This window comes from Pectobacterium actinidiae, assembly GCF_000803315.1.
In the GTDB taxonomy this organism is placed as follows: domain Bacteria; phylum Pseudomonadota; class Gammaproteobacteria; order Enterobacterales; family Enterobacteriaceae; genus Pectobacterium; species Pectobacterium actinidiae.
On sequence record NZ_JRMH01000001.1, the window covers coordinates 3,085,519 to 3,100,721 of the forward strand.

The 15,203-nt window shown below is 46.6% G+C and carries 14 protein-coding genes and 1 tRNA gene; 8 read left to right on the forward strand and 7 right to left on the reverse strand.

From position 1 onward, the window contains the following. Positions 1-30: 30 nt before the first annotated feature. From KKH3_RS13205 to KKH3_RS13220, 4 genes are all read right to left on the reverse strand, one after another. Positions 31-885 carry a MetQ/NlpA family ABC transporter substrate-binding protein gene (locus tag KKH3_RS13205; protein ID WP_039360351.1) on the reverse strand — a complete coding sequence of 285 codons (855 nt, stop codon included), beginning with the start codon at positions 883-885 and terminating at the stop codon, positions 31-33. A gap of 54 nt (positions 886-939) precedes the next feature. After that, positions 940-1,602, reverse strand: coding sequence for a methionine ABC transporter permease (locus KKH3_RS13210; protein ID WP_039360354.1), 663 nt, complete (start codon positions 1,600-1,602; stop codon positions 940-942). Further along, a complete protein-coding gene (locus tag KKH3_RS13215; protein WP_039360356.1) occupies positions 1,592-2,617 on the reverse strand; it encodes a methionine ABC transporter ATP-binding protein in 1,026 nt (341 codons plus the stop codon). Before KKH3_RS13215 ends, KKH3_RS13210 begins: the two co-directional genes overlap by 11 nt. Positions 2,618-2,882: 265 nt before the next feature. Beyond that, a complete protein-coding gene (locus tag KKH3_RS13220; protein WP_076995011.1) occupies positions 2,883-3,179 on the reverse strand; it encodes a YfcZ/YiiS family protein in 297 nt (98 codons plus the stop codon). Between the two features lie 387 nt (positions 3,180-3,566). Here KKH3_RS13220 and fadL point away from each other — a divergent pair, with 387 nt between their 5' ends. Next, positions 3,567-4,868 (forward strand): long-chain fatty acid transporter FadL, encoded by a 1,302-nt coding sequence (gene fadL, locus KKH3_RS13225; RefSeq protein WP_039360358.1) that lies wholly within the window; start codon positions 3,567-3,569, stop codon positions 4,866-4,868. Between the two features lie 131 nt (positions 4,869-4,999). Here fadL and mqo read toward each other — a convergent pair whose 3' ends face one another. Together mqo and mlaA are read right to left on the reverse strand one after the other, a co-directional pair. Then, on the reverse strand, positions 5,000-6,583 hold the full coding sequence (gene mqo / locus KKH3_RS13230) for a malate dehydrogenase (quinone) (protein ID WP_039360360.1): 1,584 nt from the start codon (positions 6,581-6,583) through the stop codon (positions 5,000-5,002). Between the two features lie 362 nt (positions 6,584-6,945). Next, positions 6,946-7,707 carry a phospholipid-binding lipoprotein MlaA gene (gene mlaA / locus KKH3_RS13235; protein ID WP_039360362.1) on the reverse strand — a complete coding sequence of 254 codons (762 nt, stop codon included), beginning with the start codon at positions 7,705-7,707 and terminating at the stop codon, positions 6,946-6,948. A 540-nt stretch (positions 7,708-8,247) separates the two neighbouring features. On the opposite strand from mlaA, the gene KKH3_RS13240 reads away from it, so the two are divergent. The 7 genes from KKH3_RS13240 to KKH3_RS13270 all read left to right on the forward strand — a co-directional run bounded on the left by KKH3_RS13240 (position 8,248) and on the right by KKH3_RS13270 (position 14,536). After that, positions 8,248-9,186, forward strand: coding sequence for a formate/nitrite transporter family protein (locus KKH3_RS13240; protein ID WP_039360364.1), 939 nt, complete (start codon positions 8,248-8,250; stop codon positions 9,184-9,186). Positions 9,187-9,262: 76 nt separating this feature from the next. After that, positions 9,263-9,337 (forward strand) — tRNA-Arg (locus tag KKH3_RS13245). 222 nt (positions 9,338-9,559) lie between these two features. Continuing rightward, positions 9,560-11,038 (forward strand): hypothetical protein, encoded by a 1,479-nt coding sequence (locus tag KKH3_RS13250; protein WP_039360365.1) that lies wholly within the window; start codon positions 9,560-9,562, stop codon positions 11,036-11,038. Positions 11,039-11,176: 138 nt separating this feature from the next. Further along, the gene (locus KKH3_RS13255) at positions 11,177-12,202 is read left to right on the forward strand and encodes an IS630 family transposase (RefSeq protein WP_039362440.1); all 1,026 of its coding nucleotides are present in this window, start codon (positions 11,177-11,179) and stop codon (positions 12,200-12,202) included. 87 nt (positions 12,203-12,289) lie between these two features. Continuing rightward, a complete protein-coding gene (locus tag KKH3_RS13260; RefSeq protein ID WP_039360367.1) occupies positions 12,290-12,916 on the forward strand; it encodes a hypothetical protein in 627 nt (208 codons plus the stop codon). Positions 12,917-12,926: 10 nt separating this feature from the next. Further along, entirely contained in the window at positions 12,927-13,736 is an 810-nt protein-coding gene (locus KKH3_RS13265) for a lysozyme inhibitor LprI family protein (RefSeq protein ID WP_234991506.1), read from the forward strand. Further along, on the forward strand, positions 13,733-14,536 hold the full coding sequence (locus KKH3_RS13270; RefSeq protein WP_039360371.1) for a hypothetical protein: 804 nt from the start codon (positions 13,733-13,735) through the stop codon (positions 14,534-14,536). The genes KKH3_RS13265 and KKH3_RS13270 overlap by 4 nt, the downstream gene beginning before the upstream one ends. A 108-nt stretch (positions 14,537-14,644) precedes the next feature. Here the strand turns inward: KKH3_RS13270 and KKH3_RS13275 are convergent, their stop codons facing one another. Next, complete coding sequence (locus tag KKH3_RS13275) at positions 14,645-15,142, reverse strand: Lrp/AsnC family transcriptional regulator (RefSeq protein WP_039360373.1); 498 nt, start codon at positions 15,140-15,142, stop codon at positions 14,645-14,647. Positions 15,143-15,203 lie beyond the last annotated feature (61 nt).

Consider the following 15,203-nt stretch of genomic DNA (forward strand, 5'->3'; position numbering starts at 1 on the left):
ACTTCAGCAAATTGGATTTAAGCGAAAGGCTCACTGTTTTCTCAAATCGACTTCCAGCTGTTTAAGCGTGTCCTGCAAATCTTTGGCTGGCAGATTCACCACAACCGCAACACCTTTCGTATCCTCTTTCACCGCAGCGATCACATCAGGTTGGTGATACAACGCCACAATCCGCTGATAGACCGGGTTATCTTTATCCTTTTCACGGGCGGCAAACACGTTCACGTAAGGCAATGCAGACGGTGCGGTAGGATCGTCCTGAAACAGGATTTTATCGGCGGGTAAACCCGCATCGACCGCCACGCCCTGATTGACCACCGAGGCTGCCACATCTGCTAGCACGCGCGGCGTCTGCTGTGCGACTACTGGCAGAATTTTCAGCTTGCGCGGGTTTTCGATAATATCGTCAGGCGTCGCATGCAAGCCCGCGCCGTCTTTTAACGTCAATAAGCCAGAGGATTGCAGCACGTTGAGCGCACGCCCCTGATTGGAAGGATCGTTTGGCAAAGCAATCTGCGCCCCCTGCGGAATATCCGCCAGAGCACGATACTTCTCCGAATACAGCGCCATAGGCACAATTTGTGTCGCGCCGATCGGCACAATTGTCAGTTGATTGTTCACGTTGAACTGGCTTAGAAAAGCCAGATGTTGAAACGCATTAAGATCGACATCGCCGCTGGCCAACGCTTTATTCGGCAATGCATAGTCCGAAAAGCTGATGAGTTTGATGTTGATGTTTTCCGCTTTCGCTTTTTGCGCCAATACCTTCCAATACGCGTCTTCGCTTCCGGCCACGCCGATTGTCACGTCCACCGGTTTTTGTGCTGCACCCGCCTGCAAGGAGAGCGTCAAAAGCGCCCCCAATACCAACTTTTGCCATTTCATCGTTCGCTCCTTAAATGAATACCGTTTTGAATATCGTGCACCTGACGCGCCGCGCTAGCGCCGCATGATGCGACGAGAGAAATAGTTGCCCGCATGCTGTGCCAGTTGAACCAACACAATCAGAATGACCACAGTGCCCACCATGACGGAGGTGTTAAACCGGTTGTAGCCGTAGGTCATCGCCAGATTTCCCAATCCGCCGCCGCCAACCATTCCGGCAACAGCGGAGAAATCGACCAACGCCACGGTAATAAATGTCAGCCCCATAATCAGCGGGCCCAGAGCTTCCCGAATCAGCACGCCGGTAATGATTTGCAAAGGCGTGGCTCCCAATGCGCGGGCGGCTTCAATCATGCCGGGATCGACCGACATCAGGTTGTTTTCCACCACTCTCGCAATCGCACAGGCGGCAACCAGAATCATGGGGAAAATGGCGGCGGTAATACCGATGGTGGTGCCCACAACCATGCGCGTCATCGGGCTGACCGCGACCAGAAAAATAATGAAGGGAACGGGGCGCACGATGTTGATCAGCAGATTCAGCAACACAAACAGCACGCGATTCTCAAACAAGCCACCTGCGCGACTTAGAAATAACAGCAGGCCCAGGCCAATGCCCAGCACGCTGGCAAACAGCAGCGTCACCAGCACCATTGCCAGCGTTTCACCTGTGGCAACCAGCAGCGTCTGCCAGAATGTCGTCCAATCAACCTTCATCGCTCACCTCCCTGACTTCTACCGTTTGCGCCAGCGTTTCCAGCGCGGCAGCAATGCTGTCCGGTGGGCCAATAAATTCCACAATAAGGCTACCGAACAGTGCCCCCTGCAACTCGCTGATGTTGCCGTAGATAATGTTGTAATCGATAAGCGGGTGCAGGCGTGCCGTCTGTGACAGCAACGGCACGCTGGTTGAACCGTCGTGAAAAATGAGCTGGTATAACGCGCCAGAATGACGGGATTGCAGCGTTTGTAATAACCGGGGAGGAAGACGATCGTTAAAAATAGAACGCACAAAGTTGCGCGTGGTTTTATGCTCGGGGCGAGTGAAAATATCGACCACGCGGCCCTGTTCGATGACGCGGCCTTGTTCCATGACCGCAACCCGATGGCAAATGCGACGGATCACATTCATCTCATGCGTAATCAACAAGATGGTGATGTTATATTGCCGATTGATACTCTCCAGCAGTTGAAGAATATCCTCCGTGGTTTCGGGATCCAGCGCCGAGGTCGCCTCGTCGCAAATCAGGATATCCGGTGAACTGACCAGCGCTCTGGCAATGCCAACGCGCTGCTTTTGCCCTCCGGAAAGCTGTTCGGGATAGTGATCCTTCTTATCTTCCAGACCGACAAAGCGCAGCACTTCATCAACACGTTGCTGTATCTGCTGGCGATCCATTCGAGCCAAACGCAGCGGCCAGGCAACATTTCCCGCCACCGTTCGTGACTGAAATAAATTGAACGTTTGAAAGACCATGCCAATGCGCCGCCGAAGTTGGCGCAGCCCTTCTGCGGAAAGCGCGGTAATATCCTGCTGGTTAACCGTCACTTTTCCTTCCGTTGGCTGTTCCAGCAAATTAACCAGACGCAACAGCGTGCTTTTCCCCGCCCCGCTGAACCCGATGATGCCGAATATCTCCCCTTTATCGATATCCAGCGTGACATCTTTCACCGCATAAAGCGTTTTACCCTGTGTCGTAAACGATTTACTAACATGCTCAAAACTGATCAAAACAGGACTCTACTTGATGTAAAAAATAATACTGAAATTAAATAGAATCACAGAGTTATCTACCAGAAACAAAAAATGCTATCCAATTGCGATTGTTAGCTAAAGACGTGGCAGAAGGGGAAAGAAAGGATGAATTTCAGCGCAACACGTTATCGTGTTGGACAACATCAATTCAGCATCAAAGGAGAAGGAGATAAACAGCAGGGAGAAGCAAAAAAAGGGTCTGGCAGACCAGGCGATAAGACCATGCCTGCCAGAGGAAGACTTAACGCAGGCCGAGCTGGAAAATCATCGTTTCGGCCTGGCAACTGAATGTGAAATCAATATCCAGTTTCACGCCGCCGTCTACCTCTTCCAGCGTGCTGGTGATGTCGCAAGGGTCAGACTCTACCGCACGGGCTTTTTCCGTCAGCGCCGCCAGTACCACTTCCGCCTCAGAACGATCGCCGAAAACCTTGCTGTAAGACGCCGTGCAATCCGTGTTATCCATGATTGTGCCGACATCGACACAGCAGCAGGCTGCGGTTTCTTCAGCACTGCATTTGTTGATTACGTTCGTCATGCTACTTTCCTCTTAAGACTTAAGCCGCGGGAGATTTGATCCAGTTCAAATATTTTTATCTTCCTTATATTTTACTCCCTCATCCTGAAGCAGTGCCAGCACTTCATGCTGACCAGTAATTTTAGTGATATCAATCACATTACGGTGTTATATGGCAGTAAAATCGAGCAATATCTCTTCACGAAAATTAACCAAAACGTTAAGCAGATCTAAATTTCGCATCATTTTAGAAATATTTCGAACACATAAAAGCAACATTCTCGTATTCCCAACTTATACTTTGGCAACTGGTCTGATTTGTCAGGCTGAGAGCGCCCCCTACAATGCGCGTCCCTTGTTACCCCGTGTAACAACGTTAAATAACAAGCATATAAAGAGGTTTTGGTCATGAACCAGAAAAACCTGTTCAAACAATCCACAATTGCTGTTGCGGTGGCCCTGTTTTCAGCAAATGTGTCCGCAGCTGGTTTCCAGCTAAATGAATACTCATCATCGGGTCTGGGACGCGCGTTTTCTGGTGAAGGTGCCGTAGCCGACAATGCGACCTCAGGTAGTCGTAACCCGGCGACCATGACCATGTTTGACCGCCCGTCCTTCTCCGGTGGTGTCACCTATATCAACCCGGATATCGATGTTCAGGGAAAAAACTCCCTGACAGGACAAGACACCAGCGCAAAAAACATTGCACCGCACGCTTGGGTTCCGAACTTGCACTTCATCATGCCGCTTAATGAGCAATGGGCAGTTGGTGCTTCCGCTACCACCAATTATGGTTTGGCAACGGAATTCAATGATAACTATGCCGCAGGTTCTATTGGTGGGCAGACCGATCTGCTGACATCAAACCTGAACCTGAGCGCGGCCTATCGTCTGAACCAACATTTCAGCTTCGGGCTGGGAGTCAATGCTGTCTACGCTGATGCCAAGATTGTTCGTCGTGCGGGTGAACTGGCCAATGTTCCTGTCGCCGCTGGCGGATTACAGGGTGTGGTTGCAGGCCCGTCTTCAGAAGTCGCTCGTTTGGAAGGCAAAGAATGGGGTTACGGCTGGAACGCCGGCATCCTGTATGAAGTCGATGAAAATAACCGCTTTGGCCTGACGTATCGTTCCAAAGTCGATATCGACTTTAACGGTGATTACAGCAACAATCTCCCAACAGTCGCTGGTGGTACTGGTGGCGCAACGATCCCTGGCAAGCTGACGCTGAATCTGCCGGAAATGTGGGAAGCCTCTGCTTACCACCGTGTCGCACCGAAATGGGCAGTGCATTATAGTCTGACCTATACCAGTTGGAGCCACTTCCAGGAGCTGAAAGCGACTGGAAACAGTGGTAACACGCTGTTCCAGAAAGAAGAAAACTTCCGTGATGCTTACCGTATCGCACTCGGTACCACCTACTATCACGATGATAACTGGACGTTCCGTAGCGGTATCGCGTTTGATGACAGCCCCGTACCGGCTGACAAACGTTCTATCTCCATCCCGGATCAGGATCGTTTCTGGTTGAGCGCAGGCACCACCTATGCGTTTAACAAAGACGCGTCTGTTGATGTTGGTGTGTCTTACATGCACGGTAAACAAGTTGATATCAGCGAGCCTATCTCTGATAGAGCGGGTTCTCCAAGTTACACCTTTAGTTCCAAAGGGAAAGCCTGGCTGTACGGCGTGAACTTTAACTACGCGTTCTAATTGCATCTGCCATAACGTGATAAAGCAGGTAAGGCGACTTACCTGCTTTTTTATTTGTCCGTATTACCCGAAACAACGGGACAAAAAAGGCCGCTTTCGCGGCCTTAAATCGTGACGTCCAGCTAACCCGATTACTCAGGCTTAACCTCAATATAATCCAGACCCAGCGTGCTGCTGGTGTAGCTGCGGATTTTATTGGTCATTTCAATGTTCCCGTCCAGCTTCTGACCATAAGAAGGAACAATTTCTTTCAGCTTGCTCTGCCATTCCGGCGTCGCCACTTTATCTTTAAACACTTTTTCCAGCAGGCTCAGCATAATCGGTGCTGCGGTAGACGCGCCCGGAGAGGCACCCAGCAGGGCCGCAATCGAGCCATCTTGTGAACTGACAATCTCCGTCCCCAGCTTCAGCACGCCGCCTTTATCAGCATCTTTCTTGATAACCTGAACACGCTGGCCAGCAATCGTCAGTCTCCAGTCTTCTTTCTTCGCGTTCGGGAAGTATTCCTGCAACGCGGCGAAACGATCGTCGTCATCCATCATGACCTGACTAACCAGATATTTCACCAGGTCGAAGTTATCCAGACCGACGTGTGTCATCGGCATCACGTTGGAGAAGGTCACGGAACCGATCAGATCCCACAGCGAACCATTTTTCAGGAACTTGCTGGAGAAGGTAGCAAACGGTCCGAACAGCAGGACTGGCTTACCGTCAAAAATACGGGTGTCCAGATGAGGAACGGACATCGGTGGCGCACCGACGGAAGCTTTACCGTACACTTTTGCCATGTGGCGCTTCACGATTTCCGGGTTTTCTGTCACCAGGAACTCGCCACCAACCGGGAAGCCACCGTACAGATCGGCTTCAGGAATGCCAGATTTCTGCAACAGCGGCAGCGCTGCCCCACCTGCACCGATAAAGACGAACTTCGCCTTAATCACGCTTTCTTTGTCACCGTTCTTCAGATCGGCGTAAGTCACGCTCCAGGTGTTATCCGCATTACGTTTGATATCACGGACTTCTGAATTCAGGTGCAGCGCAAAGTTGGATTTGGTTTTCATTGCACCAACCAACTGACGCGTGATTTCACCATAGTTCACGTCAGTACCGATAGGCATACGGGTCGCCGCAATCTTCTGAGCCGGATCGCGACCTTCCATCACCAACGGAGCCCACTCTTTGATCGTATTGGGATCGTCAGAGAACTCCATACCACGGTACAGCGTGCTGTGTTGCATCGCATCATAGCGGTGCTTCAGGAAAGCCGTGTTCTCGTCACCCCAGACAAAGCTGATGTGCGGCACGCTATTAATGAAGGAGTGCGGATTATTCAGCACGCCGTTTTTCACCTGATAGGACCAAAACTGGCGCGAGATTTCAAAAGCTTCGGTAATTTCCAGCGCTTTACTAATATTGATTGGGCCGTCGGGATTATCCGGCGTGTAGTTGAGTTCCATGAAAGCAGAGTGACCCGTACCGGCATTATTCCAGCCGTTAGAGCTCTCTTCCGCCACGTTATCCATCCGCTCAACCATGTCGATAGACCAGTCTGGTTGCAGCTCCTGTAAATACACGCCCAGCGTAGAGCTCATAATCCCCCCGCCGATCAGTACCACATCCGTTGTCTTCTCTGTCGTTTTCGCCTCTTCAGCCATCGCCAGTGGGGCGTTAACCACCACGCTCAGGCAGAAGAACATAGCAAGTAGTTTTTTCATGCTTATATCTCTATTTTTATAAGTGCAGGTAAATAGAATTCCGGGCATTCACTAACAGATAGCCGCACCACCATGAGTAAAGGGCATCATTCCTATGACCTTTTTGTTAATCACTTTGTTAACAAAAAAATCAGCGTGCTGACGCATTTCAGCCATGATAGACAGCGCTATCCGTTAAAGACATAGCATTATTGTTATCTGACAGGAGGAAATAAATTTTAGTAAGTAAATAAACGAACAACAATGCCATAACTTTTAAGAAACAAACCACAGAATCATCATGGTAGAAGTAAGTTTAGCAGTGTTTTATAAAAGCAAAAGGCACCCGCAGGTGCCTGTGAAATGCGTGATAATACGCAATGCTATTTTGCTGAATCGATCTCATCGAGCGAGTCTTCAATGGCCGCAGCATTGGGGTTCTTCTGTGGCGTGATTTGCCCATCGCTGGCAAGGAAATCATGCCGCTGGAAGTAGGCCTCACGCACCATCAGGTAAGGATCGGAAGAGTTACTTAGCAACCCGTCGGAATCCAACAGCTGTGCCCGCGTTTCTATTCCTTCGATAACCCACTTGCCCGCCGACATCCAGAACGTCAGATAGCTCAGCATCGGATACAGCGTATCCACCACACCACCGCCGTCTTCACGAGGTGTCACACTGCCGTAGCCAGGCACCACCACATAAGGCCCGTATCCCACGCCATAATTACCCAGCGTGCTACCAAAGCGACGAGACTCTTCTTTCGCCAGCTTAGGATTTGCCATTGAGGCCACGTCAATCAGACCGCCCATGCCGAGCAAGGTATTCAGGAAGAAACGGTTAAAGTGAACCATCGCTTTGTACGGCTTGCCTTCAACGAAGTAGTTCACCATCGTCGCAGGCTCTTCCAGGTTACTGAAAAAGTTTCCCAGCCCATTACGTGCGGGTGTCGGCACATAATCACGCCAGGCCACAGCCGCAGGACGAACCAGATAAGGATCCAGAACGTCATAGTTAAAGCTGAACATGGTACGGTTAAAGCCTTCAAGCGGATCAGAACGTCCTTCTTGAGCTCGATCCCCGGAACTGGCGCAGCCGAGCAGTAACACGCTGGCAAACACCACCCCACTCAGGCGGTAATTCATATCTGTTCTCCCTGATTTATAGTGTGCTATACCCGTCATACTTCACGTTGCATGTGTGTTGGTTACGTTAACTCACCCGAATCACTTACTTGAGTAAGCTCATCGGGATTCCTTAACTTACCGCCTGCCTGCAACACGAATTATTTAGGGTATATACCCGCGACCGAAAATGGGTATTCCCGGTATCAGCCACAGCCTATCGGGCTGAGCGACAAGGGCGGGATATCGGCCAACAGTGTAACATTTTATCGCTCCATCGCTACGTTGGCTTACGCATTACTGCATTTTCAGAGGTTTACCATTTTTCTTATGGGAACAATTCGCAGCGTCGTTGCGACACGCGCTCCAGCGTGGGCGACAGCACGGTATTTCCTTGCTCCCCTCACAGCATAGCACCACCAACCTAAATCAGTGAGCCATGCTGCTCCATCCCATGTTGTAAAAACTGACTACGCTTATCATCGGGGTTGTCGGTGATCGCCCCTCAACGTCAGTACCGTTAGCCACATACCAAACGACCCCTTTGTCGAGAGAATCACTATGAATCCACCTTCAAAATCCAGACAAATCCAGCAAGAGAAAGAAAAGGATGTTGCGGTAGAAAGTGAGGAAAGCACACAAGGAAAAACGATCGATGTAGACGAGGATCACTTGCCTTCCCCCGCCGCCGCGATCCATGAAGAGATTCGTCAGGAAGGACAAAAGGAGCTGGAACGCGATGCAATCGCATTATTGTGGTCGGCGATTGCGGCAGGGATCTCCATGGGAACCTCATTCATGGCGGTCGGCATGCTCCACAACCCTCTGGTTGGCGTACCCGGCGGCTTTCTGCTGGAGTGCTTCGGTTACACCATCGGCTTTGTGATTGTCATCATGGCACGCCAGCAGTTGTTCACCGAAAACACGGTCACAGCGGTGCTTCCCATCATGCATAGGCCCACGCGGAGTAATTTCTACCTGCTTGGCCGATTATGGTTCGTCGTGCTGGCTGGCAACCTGATTGGCACAGCTCTGGCCGCCCTCGCCTTTACCTACATGCCGGTTTTTGATGGCGAAACGCGGGAGGCTTTGGTCGACATCGCGATGAAGGTCATGAAGCACTCGCCAACAGAGATGTTTGCCAATGCCGTTGTCTCCGGTTGGATTATTGCCACGATGGTTTGGATGCTGCCCCGCGCCTACTCCGCCAAACTGTGGATTATCATCATCATGACCTGGATGATTGCTTTCAGTAACCTCACCCACATCGTGGCCGGCGCCTCAGAGATTTTCTATCTGGTGTTCATTGGTCACATCCCTTGGCAGGACTTCATTTGGCCGTTTGCTCTGCCCACATTGGTGGGGAATATCATCGGCGGCACCTTTATTTTCGCACTCATCAGCCATGCGCAAATTCGCAACGACATGAGCAGTTCATCTCACGGAAAACGCCAAAAGCAGCGTGAAAGCGAGGAAACAGAACACCGACAGAAACGCTGATTGCCGACACTTTGAGCAAACGCGCCGTTAAGTGCTTATTCTCAGAGCAAAAATGCGTATAATAGCCGGGCTTCACGTCTCCATAGTTAAATGGATATAACGAGCCCCTCCTAAGGGCTAGTTGCAGGTTCGATTCCTGCTGGGGACACCATTCACACTTATCACAACGTCTACTCCCATCAACAAAAACCTGCAATACCAAATCTTCGCACCAATTCCACCGTATCAACTGGGCGTAACATTTGTTCAGCGGATGACTTGTAAAAGTGCTGATCTAAAAAAGAGTTAACCTCTCCTCAGGTAGTAAAGCCTTGTCACTAAGCATAATATTTTTTAATCTATCTTTATTGTTTTACTGGAACACAGCCTCTCAATGAAACTGGAAGATATTGCTAATTTTGCTGGAAATGTTGTCACTTTTGCTGGGTTGCCAGCACTGATTTTCTTTAATGTTTCCGCTGTTTTATTTTTCTTAAACGAATGGCGTATTCCTTTATTCTGGGGTGCCGCTTCCATCTTTATTTTAGCCTTGATTTATTACATTAGAAATCGAGTCCATCCGAAAAAGTCAACACTTTTTTTATTACTAATGCTTGCTACTGCAACAGGAAGCGCAGTGTTTTATGACCCTTATCCCAAGATTGCACAGATAAGCATTTCCGGTTTCTACCATGAAAAAGAGGGGGCTTGGGTTGGTAGTAATACCGATGAAAATACCCAAGACATCATTCGACAAATGGAAGATACGTGGAATCGTGCAACGTCTAAAGAAAACCCATCATTTCGATTTATTGAGCCTTTTGCTATCAAGAGCTGGCAGTTTCCTACACTGTTTCTAGCACATCGTTCGAAGCAACAAATTATTAAACTGGCAGAAGAAAACTCTCGTTCAGTCGTAAATCTCGTGGGTTTCACCCGCGATAGCAAACTTGATTCTCTGCATTACAGTCTAAATGAGAAAACACTAGCTCCCAACGAGCACGGTACAAGTCATGAAAATCGATGGTTTAATAATCTTTTCGCAAAAATAATTGATCACCCCACACTCATCGATAGCCAAAAACGAGAAGTCATCGCCAAGATCCTTTTTATTGATATCAATGCCCGCGCTCTTAGCATTCGAGTCGGTGAAATGGATGCCATTGGTATGGCCAATTTGATTGCTAACATACAAGATGAAATCGTCGCCTTACAGAAAAAACATTCTTTCATCAAAGACGAACTCAACTACTTGATGGCTGGCTTAACCACGTCTTTCATTGATGTATATGATGATGAATTGCCCAAAGAAATCGCCGCCGATTTTCTGGTTCAGGCACTCAATTTCTATCCCTATTATCCCTATCCGGATAAAGAAAGCTTCCAACGTGCTTATGTTAAAATGAGCTACGCGAATTGGCGTCTGAGCAATGACTCTGAAGATGATGTAACGTTACTTAGCCATTTAACACAAACCACTTATTCTTTGCCAGATATTGAATCTAAAAACGAGGTCATCAACGACTTCAGGAATCATGTTTTCCTTCCACATATTTCCCCTGTGATGTTTTATTATATGTTGGAAATGATGAAAACCGCTCACCCACTACTTGATATCCCATCTCAACAAGTGGAAAAAGTTCGTGAATTGGAAGAATACACAGACAAATTTCTCAGCTATCATCCTGGAATAGCAAATGACTTCATCGAGTTAAAAACCGTACTGCTATATAGTGTATATTACACATGGTACAAGAAGGTCAATTTGGAAAAAGATGCCGCGAGGATATTGAAAAAATATGAAGCGGTTTTGGAAAATAATAAAAACATAACGCCATTTTTAATGACTATTAACGAAAAAAAATTGCGGTAAAAAACAATAATGACGTCATAAACTCACTGACACATAATCCTTTAAATGTAGAAGTGGATTTTTAACGAGAATGAGTATATACCCGTGCTCATTGAAGATGCTTGGTTTTATGCAGCAAGGAGATCATGCTTATCCACTATTAAGATATTTATTAACGACGAACAGAAAACCGAACTTGAGCACCTTCGTGACACCACTCGTGATGGTCGTGTTCGTGACCGCATTAAAGCCGTTCTTCTTGCCTCTGAAGGTTGGACTTCTGCGATGATTGCACAGGCTCTGCGCCTGCATGAAACGACAGTAAACCTGCATATCAACGATTACGTCAACACCCGCAAACTCAAGCCTGAAAATGGTGAATCTGCAAGTCGGCTGAGTGTTGAACGAACTGCTCATTTAATCAGTCATTTATCTCTACATCTGTTCCATCATACTCGCGATATCGTGGCGTATGTCGAGCAGCGCTGTGCTATCCGGTTCAGTATCCCCAGCATGAACAAGTGGCTGCACCGTCAGGGCTTCACTTACAAAAAACCGGCGGGCGTACCCCATAAATTCAGTGAAGAAAAACAGAAGCAGTTCATTGAATATTATGAGAATTTAAAGAGAACGGCGAGCAATGAGCCGATTTTGTTTATCGATGCGGTTCATCCGACACAAGCCACAAAGCTCAGTTATGGATGCATACGGAAAGGGCATAAAAAGTCAGTTAAAACAACGGGAAGCCGAACCTGTCTGAATATACTGGGCGCGCTGAATCTGAGCGATATCGGCGGTACGGTCATTCACGATTACAAAACGATTAATGACTACACTATTGCTCTGTTTTTCATTGAGATACGTAAACGTTACCCTGATTATCGGCAGAAAATCCATGTGATACTGGATAGTGCGGGTTATCACCGAACCCAATTGATTAAAGATTGGGCTTTAGTCGTGAATATAGAGCTTCACTATTTGCCGCCTTACAGTCCGAACCTGAACGCCATAGAGCGTCTATGGAAAGTGATGAACGAGCATGCGAGAAATAATCGCTATTTTGAAAATACCCGCGACTTTCGGGATGCGATATTCAATTTTTTCTCAACCACGCTGCCAGAAATAGCGGACTCACTGACATCAAGAATTCACGACCGCTTTCAGGTACTCAAACCTGCATCTTGAGGTTTATAGGGTATATACTTGCGACCATGAATAACCTTATAATATCGAAAGGATTTATTCATTACTTGTAAGGAATACGTGTTTATTATGAAATGGAGTTATATAAAAAGCGCCGTTTGGCCTTTTCTTTTCCTTCCTCTTTCAAGTGGGGTATATGCGCAAGACTTCTCCACTTTTGTGACAGATTTCACCAATGTGTTGCAAAAAAGTAAATTATCGCAAAAAGACTATAACCAATTTATTGAACTCTCTGATTCCTATTTTATTCCCGCTAGCTATGGTGTAAGCATAGCGAAAAAAGATAAAGTCAGTTATAAAAACAACGAAATAATGCCAAAGCTGGAATCTGACGCCAGTTTTATCTTCAATGGTTCAGGTGGAAAAGCAGCTTTTATTTCATTTCTGCAAGAAATAAAAAACCTATCGCCGTCAGAGAAATATTTCGAGAAAACCTATAAAGATGCGGGGTCGGTTTTCGTCATGAATTATTATACGTTGTCATCAGGTATCATTAATATACAGATGGACATCGTTTCTCCTCCTGGCATCAAAGGAATGGTCATCAATCTGCTTAACGAAAGGGAATCTGAACTTAAACAAGAAGCAGGCGAAGGAGCTTATATATATCAATTCAAAAAAATAAATGAGACCTATAAGATGGTCGGCGCTAACGCCTATTCATCTTCAGACAAACGAATCTGCATGTCCTGCTAACGTGATTTGAATGGAATTGAAAATGATAAAAATCATAATAAAAACGCTATTATTGACAATACTTCTATCACACTATGTCAATGCAAATAATCTTGTATGTCGTAGTCCTCTCGTCATTCAGTCGTTAATCAAAGAAGATCAAGAGAAAGCACAACCCATCAGAGAACGTGTATCTTTAGAGACAATTAAAAAAATTGAATTTGAATATGACATCATTATCACAAAACTTAAAACAAAAAATAACCTAAGCTGTTTTGGCAAAGCCAAGATAAAAATCCCATCCGATGTAGTAGATTTTTTAAAATACTATCCTATTATGGAAAATGGAGACTCTAAAGCAAAAAGCATTTATCTTCTCAATATCCCCCCACACAAAAAGGGCGATGAATACATCGTATTAGACCGTATTTATTATAATGTTCATATTGCTGATAATCAGCAAGAAACCAATATTATGTATCCACATGATGAGTCAGTCTCGCACACACTTTATGGGCTGGCCTGGTTACAAGAAAATGCAGCAAGGTTGGAAGATCAATCGCCACGTTTTAAATATAATAAAGCCATTGTCGAATTCAGGGAGGCTAATAGTGCGTTAAATACTTACTGGAGCAACCTGCCAGACTATATTAAAGGGCAACTGAAAGAGGATGCGCGACAGTGGATAAAAACCAAAAATAAACAATGTGGCGCAATAGAAACCATCGCAAGTCAAAATCGTTCTCTGGAAGATCAGGCAACAATTTATACCTGCCAACAGCAGATGACCAAGGAAAGGCTGACACAGCTTGGATTGACTGAAAACAAGGACAAGAAATGAAAAAGCGCCTCTATATTATGATTGGCATTATCCTTACTTGCACGTCAGCGTATGCGAAGGAAGACTTTCAGTGCAGCGATCTCAACGCAGTGGAAGTCGTTAAAAAAACGTTTTCCGATCGCGCAAAATCCATGTTCTCTAAATCTCCTTCTCAGTCTGTTGATGCTGTGAGCGTGATGTATTCTAAATTATCCACTCAGCCACGCTGGGGAAAAACATTCTCATGTAGCCTTCGGGTTGAAATTCCCGTGAGTCAGGAAGTCGTCAATATTATTCTTAATGAAGACGATCTGATGTACACAAAAGATGAAATGAGTAAGATCGACAATAACCTTTTCACTAAAACAGGTGAAAGCAAAGACAATAGACTCAGCGATAACAGAATCGTCATTCCGTCCTTTGCCTACGATCTCAGTGTTCTTGATAATGGCAAGGAAATAAAAGTAGAGAAAAAATCTTATGACGCCCTATCCAGAGCGATTTATGCCGTAGCCTGGCTCAGTGAAAACGCTGAAAAAATCACAAAAAACGCGCAAGAAAAAACGCTTGCAAGAGAAAAGGAAGAATATCTTTTCTTTTTCACCGACGTCTATGGAATAGTGGAAGACGCACCTGAAGATATGAAAAAAAAGTTCCACGTTTCTCAAGAAACATGGGTTAAAGACAGAAATAAAAAATGCGGTGATGTCGAATCATTAGATGCTAACAATCTTTCAATTAAAGAACAGATTCATGCTTATCGCTGCCATAATGCAACAATGAATGAACAAATATCGAGTTTATCACCAGACGAGAGTTAAAGATAATATCGATGTTGCTTCAGGCTATTGCCTAATATTTTAGCAATGGCCTGAATATAAACCTCTCACCCAATTTACCCGACCTGGCCGAGCAAAATCATCAGCGAATCAACTATCGCTTGGTTGTACAGGACGCTCAAGATAGGTAGACAGAACAATATACGAGCGCGTTGAACTAACGCCCGGCACGGCGTAAAGCTGGAACAGGAGCTTTTCGAGCGACTGCGCGTCTTCTGTGCGGATCTTGAGGATCATAGCCGTATCGCCAGCAACAGAATGTACTTCTTCAACATCAGAATTACGCGTTATCTCCATCAGTTCGGATGAAACGCCCCAGCCACTGGTGTCAACGTGCACAAATGCCAGAAGATTCTTTTTTATCGCGACAGGATCGAGCAACGCGGCCGTTTTCCGTATCACGCCGTCGCGCCGAAGCCGTTTCACCCGTTCATGCGCGGCAGGAGCCGAAAGCGCAACTTTTTCCCCCAGTTCGGCATAGCTCAACGTGGCATCTTCAACCAGTTCCCTTAATAATCTTCGGTCAATGGCATCAATATCCCGTGTAGGAATGACTTTTGGCTTAATGTCATCTTTATTTATTTTCATTCTCTCATTCCTTATTTAAAACTAATACTGTTTGGTTAATAGTGTTTTCTCAGAATCATAT

Bases quoted from the DNA above. Each gene is read 5' to 3' on its own strand.
- fadL (WP_039360358.1), top strand. From the start codon at position 3,567: ATGAACCAGAAAAACCTGTTCAAACAATCCACAATTGCTGTTGCGGTG.
- KKH3_RS13265 (WP_234991506.1), top strand. From the start codon at position 12,927: ATGGAATTGAAAATGATAAAAATCATAATAAAAACGCTATTATTGACA.
- KKH3_RS13205 (WP_039360351.1), bottom strand. From the start codon at position 885: ATGAAATGGCAAAAGTTGGTATTGGGGGCGCTTTTGACGCTCTCCTTG.
- KKH3_RS13210 (WP_039360354.1), bottom strand. From the start codon at position 1,602: ATGAAGGTTGATTGGACGACATTCTGGCAGACGCTGCTGGTTGCCACA.
- KKH3_RS13220 (WP_076995011.1), bottom strand. From the start codon at position 3,179: ATGACGAACGTAATCAACAAATGCAGTGCTGAAGAAACCGCAGCCTGC.
- mlaA (WP_039360362.1), bottom strand. From the start codon at position 7,707: ATGAATTACCGCCTGAGTGGGGTGGTGTTTGCCAGCGTGTTACTGCTC.
- KKH3_RS13240 (WP_039360364.1), top strand. From the start codon at position 8,248: ATGAATCCACCTTCAAAATCCAGACAAATCCAGCAAGAGAAAGAAAAG.
- mqo (WP_039360360.1), bottom strand. From the start codon at position 6,583: ATGAAAAAACTACTTGCTATGTTCTTCTGCCTGAGCGTGGTGGTTAAC.
- KKH3_RS13250 (WP_039360365.1), top strand. From the start codon at position 9,560: ATGAAACTGGAAGATATTGCTAATTTTGCTGGAAATGTTGTCACTTTT.
- KKH3_RS13260 (WP_039360367.1), top strand. From the start codon at position 12,290: ATGAAATGGAGTTATATAAAAAGCGCCGTTTGGCCTTTTCTTTTCCTT.
- KKH3_RS13270 (WP_039360371.1), top strand. From the start codon at position 13,733: ATGAAAAAGCGCCTCTATATTATGATTGGCATTATCCTTACTTGCACG.
- KKH3_RS13275 (WP_039360373.1), bottom strand. From the start codon at position 15,142: ATGAAAATAAATAAAGATGACATTAAGCCAAAAGTCATTCCTACACGG.